Raw genomic sequence first — 6,343 nt, forward strand, 5'->3', positions numbered from 1 at the left:
CATATCCTCTTTCGTGAAACTCAAAATGACCCCGTGGCAACACTCCTCTACCATAAAGCCGAGTTGTTTGCAGTTGACAGCCTTTCCTACGAGACCTTTAATGATCTTCAGTACGCCAGGGCCTATCCTTACGCCGACCACATTTTGCAGTTGATCGATCGGACCCCGGCAACCCTCCTCATCAAGCCTCCTTGCTTTCTGAGGCTTCCCTAGCCTTGAAATGAAGGCCAAACTGTGGCTTTCAGAAACCGGATAGAACACATTGCGTTGTGATTATAGCATCAAGCCTGTGCACTTGCCACTGTAGTTGACCCCCCCGTGTGGACCACGTAACCATACTCGTCAGATGCTCTTGTGTGTATCTGATAGCAATAATTTTAGCGCCTTCTTTAGACTAAGGATCCGCTGTCAATGCTCGAAAAGACGAGAGCCCCCCTCGCATTGTCTTGCCTGCTTGCGTTTGGCCTGCCCATGGATGCATCAGCTCAAGGCGGTGCCTCGCCCACAGTGGAATTTCAGGGGCTGTTCTATGTCACTGAGGCTGACATCAGGGCTCGGTGCCAGATTCAGGACAACAGGCTCTATAGTCAGGCGGATCTATTCTCGATAAATCAATGTTTGCGGCGCTCAGGGTTGTTTGCATCGCATACGCTCGAACCAAAAGGTGATGATTTGGTCATCTCCGTCACGGAGATGGAAAGTCGCCCAGGCAAGATCGAGTTTGGCGTTTTCTATAACACTACAGAAGACGTCATCGGAACACTTTACGCAGAACGCTACAATCTGGTGAACGGGTTTGCCGCAAAAGCCGAACTCACCTATTCGTCCCAACGTGGCTTCGCAGAGGCTCAAGTATACAAGCAATCCGTGTTCGGAGAGAACCTTGGTCTGGGATTCAATTTGGGGTTTGAGCAGACACAACTGAATGACCAGCTCTTTGATACCCAGCGTAGCCAAGCTGAGGTTTTTGTCCGATATGACAGCTTCGATAGGATCCAGCTTGATCTCGGTGTGGGTGTGCGTGCGCTGGAGGTCAAAAACATAAGATCCGGCGCAAGCCCTATCCTGCAGTCTGATCTTGGCTCAGAGAGTCGGCCGTATGTTCGGCTAGGCCTGAAATACCAACTGCCGCCGACAGATGTCCTAAAGGTCTTCGAGACCAGGTTTGACGGGTATGCATGGAATCTTGGAGGCAGCCGGCTCTATGAGCTACAGGCTTCGATCGGTTCAAAATTCGCCTTGGGCGCTAGCCCCTACTCAGTACTAGTGAACGCGGATGCAGGCGTTGTTTTCACGCAAGGAGACAGTGCGACCCGGATCGTTGATCGCTTCTCCCTCAGCCCAAGCCAGCTACGTGGCTTTGCTGCACGGGGAACAGGCCCACGCGATGGCTCGCAGTTCCTCGGCGGAAACCGGTATGCGACAGCACGGGTAGAGCTTCAGAGGGACTTTAACGAGATCTTCGCAGTCCCCCTTACCGCAGGACTATTTGCCAACATTGGAAGTGTCTGGGGCCTGGAAGATAACTTGATCACAGGCACCCTTGTTGACGATACAGCAAGGTGGCGCACTTCTGCCGGGATCACCCTGAGCACAAAAATCGGTAATGTTCCGATCTCGATGTATGTTGCGGCTCCGATCAAGCGTGTGCCAGGCGACGAGACGCAAACCTTTGGCATCAACATCTCAACAAGCTTTTGATACTGAAAGGCTATTTGGGCCTGCCACCTAGATCAGGAGAGAAACCAGGAGCGTTTCAAAACGCCCCTGCCCTGCTATGTCCATCGACTATGACCTCACGCCTAAGTGGCGCTCGACGTCTTATCTAGCTCTTCCTTTAACGCACGCTGATAGGCACGCTTGGCTGTCTCAAAAATAAGAATCTCGTTTTTCAAAGTTTGCATATGCACATCGAGAAATTGAACCGAGGCGACCTGTGCCTTGGCATTGGTTTCCATTTCCTCGGTCTCGTATTCAGTCCCATCGATGACGACCTTGACCATCACGGCCTCCTTGCATGTTCCATAGTGAAAACTGTCATTCGCTTCTGGGTCAGTTTTCGGCCTTCTGTGCATCCAGCGTGGACTTCAGTGCGCGCATGTATGCTCCGCGCGCTGTATCAGCCACTGCCAGCTCATTACGGCGCTGCTGCAGTCGCTCCTCTACAAACTGCAGGGACCGAACAGTGTCCTGTGCGTGCTTGCTCATGCTGTCGAAGTCATGCTCGACACCGTCAATCTTCACCGTGGCCATCAAATCCTCCAGAGAAAAACCCATGCAAGTCCTACTGCTTCAACCAACGCACAGCAATGTCAAATACTGAACAACGCTGATGAGTCATTACCCCAGACCACGCAGGTTGTAGCTCTTCCAAGAGTTATATGAGGACTGAAACTTAGAAAGGAGCCTTTCGCCCCGTTCAGCGTGTGCGCCCCAAAGAGTAGAAGCCTGCTTCCAGATCATGCATCTCTGTTTTTGAAAAAGAAAACAGGCCAGAGCGAGCGGTCTCTGGCCTGTATCGGTGTGGGCAGCACCGAAGTCTGATCAGCTCTTTTGATGTAGGCGTCATCAAATTGCGTGAGGCGATCATTTTTTCTTTTATCCGTAATATCTTAGCGCGTCCTTCTGAAAAGACGTCCGAGTCACGGCATTCCACCAAGGTGTTGCAGAATTGCAATTAGCTGACTCGCAGCTACACATCTTGCCTTCATGAGTCGTACGGCAGATCAATATCTCCATCATCTGCAAAGAATGCATCCAGATCTACGTCGCAAGACGTCCAACCTGCTGCGCTCACATAGTCCTCGAATTGCCAGTGATGGCCTTTGGTATGAAGACGCTTTCCCAAGATATCGAACCAGAACAATTGCTTGCGCGAAGGGTGCCATAGCGGCCCTTCCCCCAGCTTGCATTGCGTTTCGTCGAAAATCATGATGCCGCCGCATCATAGGCCGCGACCATATCGCGCGCGCGCGCTGCGACCTCGGCCACGGAAAGCCCCGGCTTGTAGAGCGCGGACCCGATGCCGAAACCATCAGCGGATGCAGCCATCCATTCTGCAAAGTTGTCGGCACCTGCGCCGCCCACGGCATAGACTTTTGTGCCGGGAGGCAGGACAGCGCGGATCGCCTTGATGCCGTCGGGCCCAAGCAGGTTGGCAGGAAAGATCTTGAGCCCGTCCGCGCCCGCTTTGAGGGCGGCAAAGCACTCTGTCGGGGTCATCACACCGGGCCAGCTTTGCATACCGGCGGTTTTGGTGGCCACAATTACGCGCTGGTCGCAGTTGGGCGAAACAATGAGCTTGCCACCGGCCCGCGCGACACGCCCGACGTCGTCGGTCGACAGCACGGTGCCTGCGCCGATCAGCGCATCCGCGCCATGAGCATCGGACATCGCCTTGATGCTGTCGAACGGGTCGGGCGAGTTCAGCGGGACTTCGATTTTCGTGATCCCTGCGTCGATCAATGCAGCGGCCATCGGTGCAGCCTCGTCAGGTGTCACACCACGCAGAATGGCAATCAGGGGGCGGTCCATCGGTTATCCTTTCAGGCGTTTATAGGCGGCAGCGAGGCCGGCAAGCGTAATTGCAGGCGCATTCACCTGGGTGGCAGGGGCTGCTTGGGTCGCAAGGGCATCAACGTAAAGTTTTGCCAGACTGCTGTCGCCGATCACGGCGATTTGCTGGCCCAGCCAATAGGGTTTCGCCGCTGCCAGTTCGGTGCCGATCAACAGACCAGACAGTTCCGCGCGAGCCGCGCTGCCGGACATGCCCTCAAGCAGCCCCTTGGCACGCAAAGAGAACAAACGCGCGGCCAAACGCTCTGGCCGTGACGTCCCCATGTCGAGCCCCTCTGAAAAGGCAGCATCGTCCCAGCCATCGGCAGCGATCGAATGGCGCAGAACGGTTTGCCTAGAGATCGTGTCGAACAATTCACCCGTCATGAATGTTTGAAAACTCACGACTTCATCGGCGCTGACATGGACCCATTTTGTGTGGGTGCCGGGCAAGCAAATGACGCCGTCCCATCTGGGATTGCGGGTCAGAAAACCGCTGATCTGGGTTTCTTCGCCGCGCATTACATCCGCGGGACTGATCTGTTTGATACCGGGGATCACATACACACTCAGATCGGGATGCGTTGTGGGCGCTTGAACCAAACCGTCCGGCAAGGTTCCGCATGGGGCGGTAGCGTATGGTGCTTCAACCCAGCCTTGCCGCGACCCTACCATGCCGCAGGCGATCACGGTGGTAGGGCCGTCGATCCAATCTCTCACAACAGCAAGTAGCGCCGGTTCAAAAGCGTCGCGGGCCAACTGCCCCATGCCCTGATCCGATCCCGCCTCGGCCAGTACTGTACCTGACGCCGACATTGCCCAAGCGCGCATGTTGCTGGTGCCCCAATCGACGGCAATCCAATCCGCTTTGATGGTGTCTTGGGTCATCCTGCGCCTACCACTCCTGCATCGATTGTGATTGTCTGCCCTGTCATCATTGCCGATGCCGATGAGGCCAAGAAAAGTGTTCCGCCAATCATGTCTTGAGGCCGCATGAATCCTCGCAGGCATTGCTTGTCCAGAAAGGCCGCCTTGGATTCGGCTGTTGCCCACATGATTTCCTGCTTTTCGGTCAGCATCCGGCCGGGTGCAATACAATTGCCCCCGCCGGTGATGAAGACAGATGCGCCTGCGCGATCATGAAAGGTTGCGTTCATAGACGTGTGCCCTCCAATACCCACATCCGTTCCGGGAAGGACCATGGCAAAGTCACGCCGTGATGCATCAGATAGGCGCCCGATAGCTCCAAAGCATCTTGCTTGAGCGCCGTGGTCCCGCGTGACAGGCGGTGCAGCGCATTGCGGTTGATCAGGTTGACCCGATAGGTCGCCGATGGCTCCAGCCCTGTCAGGCGCAACGGCCGTGGCGAGATTTGGGCGCTCGTTGCGGCCTTTCCTGCAAAGACCACAAAGCGGTCTTTCGTGCGCGCCAGCTGCTGTTCGGCGATGACGGCGGGGTCGGCGCTGTCGAGCCGCAGAATATCCGCCGTTTGCATCCAGTTGCGGTTGTGTTTCCACCAGCTTGTGACTTCTTTCAGGACGGCTGCTTCTGTGTCATCCAGTTCGCGCGGGTCCATTTCGAACCCCATGTGGCGCTGGGCTGCGACCCACGCCCGGAACGAGATATCCAGCGTGCGCCCCGAGGTGTGGCAATGGCGCGGCCCGACGTGGCTTCCTGTCACCGAAAGGGGCAGGAACAAGGCCGCGTCATGCTGGATGCGCAGCCGCTCAAGTGCGTCGTTGCTGTCAGACAGCCATACCCGCTGGGTGCGTTGCAATATCCCAAAGTCAATGCGGCCCCCGCCCGAGGCACAGCTTTCGATTTCGACATGCGGAAAGTCCGCGCGCAGGCGGTCGATCAGCGCGTACGAGCCGCGGGTTTGCGACGCGTCCGGCATGGGCAGTACGCGGTTATGATCCCACTTGATATAGTCGACATGGTGGTCGCGCAGGATTGCGGACATACGCGCGTACAGGAAATCGCGCACCTCGGGCAGCGCCATATTCAGCGCTTTTTGCTGGCGTCCCAAGGTCTGGTCTTCCGCGCCAAACACCCAATCGGGGTGGGCGCGGTGAATATCGCTGTCTTCGTTGATCATCTCCGGCTCGAACCAGATGCCGAAGGTCATGCCCAGCCCGTGCACATGGGTGATCAGCGGGTCCAGCCCGTCGGGGTATTTGCGCGGGTCCACCGTCCAGTCGGACAGGCTGCGGGTGTCGTCATCGCGGTTGCCGAACCAGCCGTCATCCAGCACGAACCGTTCGGCACCCAACGCCGCCGCGCGCTCTGCGATATCTTGCAGGACGGGCAGTTTGTGATCGAAATAGACGGCTTCCCAGCAGTTGTAATGCACGGGGCGCGGGGCATCGGGTTTGGGCCACGTGACGATCCGGTCGCGCAGGTGGCGTTGCAAGGCGACGGCACATCCGTTCAGGCCAGTATCAGAGTAGGCAATATAAAGCGGTGCCGTCTTGAACTGTGTTGCCGCCTCGGTTTCCATCCGGGCGGCATGCCCCCACTGGATCTGGCGGCGGCCATCCTGCAGTTCTTCGGCGATCATGCGATGACCACCCGACCATCCGTAGTGGAACGCGTAGGCTTCGCCCTGCGTGTTGGTCGCACCACGGCAAGGCACGATCAGGCCGGGGAAATGTTCGTGCCCGGTGCGGCCCGTGCGGTTTTCGCGGTAGCGCATTCCGGGCGCCCATGCGGTGCGCGAGAGCTGGAATTCCCCACACCAGCGGCCCGACACGTCGATCATCTCGTCCGATTGCTGCGGGCCGGGCAG

General features: G+C 57.1%; 8 protein-coding genes and 1 pseudogene. 2 read left to right on the top strand and 7 right to left on the bottom strand.

Features of this window, described 5'->3' with window-relative positions; translation table 11 throughout:
* Nucleotides 1–213: hypothetical protein (locus R6T97_RS12180; protein ID WP_410349560.1), on the top strand; the 213-nt coding region annotated here is incomplete at its 5' end.
* A 198-nt stretch (nucleotides 214–411) separates the two neighbouring features.
* On the top strand, nucleotides 412–1,701 hold the full coding sequence (locus tag R6T97_RS12185) for a BamA/TamA family outer membrane protein (RefSeq protein ID WP_410349561.1): 1,290 nt from the start codon (nucleotides 412–414) through the stop codon (nucleotides 1,699–1,701).
* 101 nt (nucleotides 1,702–1,802) lie between these two features.
* Here R6T97_RS12185 and R6T97_RS12190 read toward each other — a convergent pair whose 3' ends face one another.
* The 7 genes and pseudogenes from R6T97_RS12190 to R6T97_RS12220 all read right to left on the bottom strand — a co-directional run.
* Complete coding sequence (locus R6T97_RS12190) at nucleotides 1,803–2,003, bottom strand: hypothetical protein (RefSeq protein ID WP_410349562.1); 201 nt, start codon at nucleotides 2,001–2,003, stop codon at nucleotides 1,803–1,805.
* Nucleotides 2,004–2,052: 49 nt separating this feature from the next.
* Nucleotides 2,053–2,277, bottom strand: a complete 225-nt coding sequence (locus R6T97_RS12195; protein WP_410349564.1) for a hypothetical protein — start codon at nucleotides 2,275–2,277, stop codon at nucleotides 2,053–2,055.
* A 490-nt stretch (nucleotides 2,278–2,767) separates the two neighbouring features.
* Nucleotides 2,768–2,932 (bottom strand): annotated as a pseudogene (locus R6T97_RS12200) (SMP-30/gluconolactonase/LRE family protein); the annotation flags it as partial.
* Nucleotides 2,929–3,534 carry a 2-dehydro-3-deoxy-6-phosphogalactonate aldolase gene (locus R6T97_RS12205; protein WP_410349565.1) on the bottom strand — a complete coding sequence of 202 codons (606 nt, stop codon included), beginning with the start codon at nucleotides 3,532–3,534 and terminating at the stop codon, nucleotides 2,929–2,931. The gene R6T97_RS12205 and the pseudogene R6T97_RS12200, both read right to left, overlap by 4 nt.
* Before the next feature lie 3 nt (nucleotides 3,535–3,537).
* Nucleotides 3,538–4,443, bottom strand: coding sequence for a 2-dehydro-3-deoxygalactonokinase (locus R6T97_RS12210; protein ID WP_410349566.1), 906 nt, complete (start codon nucleotides 4,441–4,443; stop codon nucleotides 3,538–3,540).
* Nucleotides 4,440–4,712, bottom strand: coding sequence for an SDR family oxidoreductase (locus R6T97_RS12215; RefSeq protein ID WP_410349567.1), 273 nt, complete (start codon nucleotides 4,710–4,712; stop codon nucleotides 4,440–4,442). The genes R6T97_RS12210 and R6T97_RS12215 overlap by 4 nt, the downstream gene beginning before the upstream one ends.
* Nucleotides 4,709–6,343 (bottom strand): alpha-galactosidase (locus R6T97_RS12220; protein ID WP_410349568.1); only part of this gene is annotated, 1,635 nt, incomplete at its 5' end. The genes R6T97_RS12215 and R6T97_RS12220, both read right to left, overlap by 4 nt.

Origin of the sequence: Yoonia sp. (genome assembly GCF_046498525.1) — a bacterium.
Lineage (GTDB): Bacteria > Pseudomonadota > Alphaproteobacteria > Rhodobacterales > Rhodobacteraceae > Yoonia.

Bases quoted from the DNA above. Each gene is read 5' to 3' on its own strand.
- R6T97_RS12185 (WP_410349561.1), top strand. From the start codon at position 412: ATGCTCGAAAAGACGAGAGCCCCCCTCGCATTGTCTTGCCTGCTTGCG.
- R6T97_RS12190 (WP_410349562.1), bottom strand. From the start codon at position 2,003: ATGGTCAAGGTCGTCATCGATGGGACTGAATACGAGACCGAGGAAATG.
- R6T97_RS12195 (WP_410349564.1), bottom strand. From the start codon at position 2,277: ATGGGTTTTTCTCTGGAGGATTTGATGGCCACGGTGAAGATTGACGGT.
- R6T97_RS12205 (WP_410349565.1), bottom strand. From the start codon at position 3,534: ATGGACCGCCCCCTGATTGCCATTCTGCGTGGTGTGACACCTGACGAG.
- R6T97_RS12210 (WP_410349566.1), bottom strand. From the start codon at position 4,443: ATGACCCAAGACACCATCAAAGCGGATTGGATTGCCGTCGATTGGGGC.
- R6T97_RS12215 (WP_410349567.1), bottom strand. From the start codon at position 4,712: ATGAACGCAACCTTTCATGATCGCGCAGGCGCATCTGTCTTCATCACC.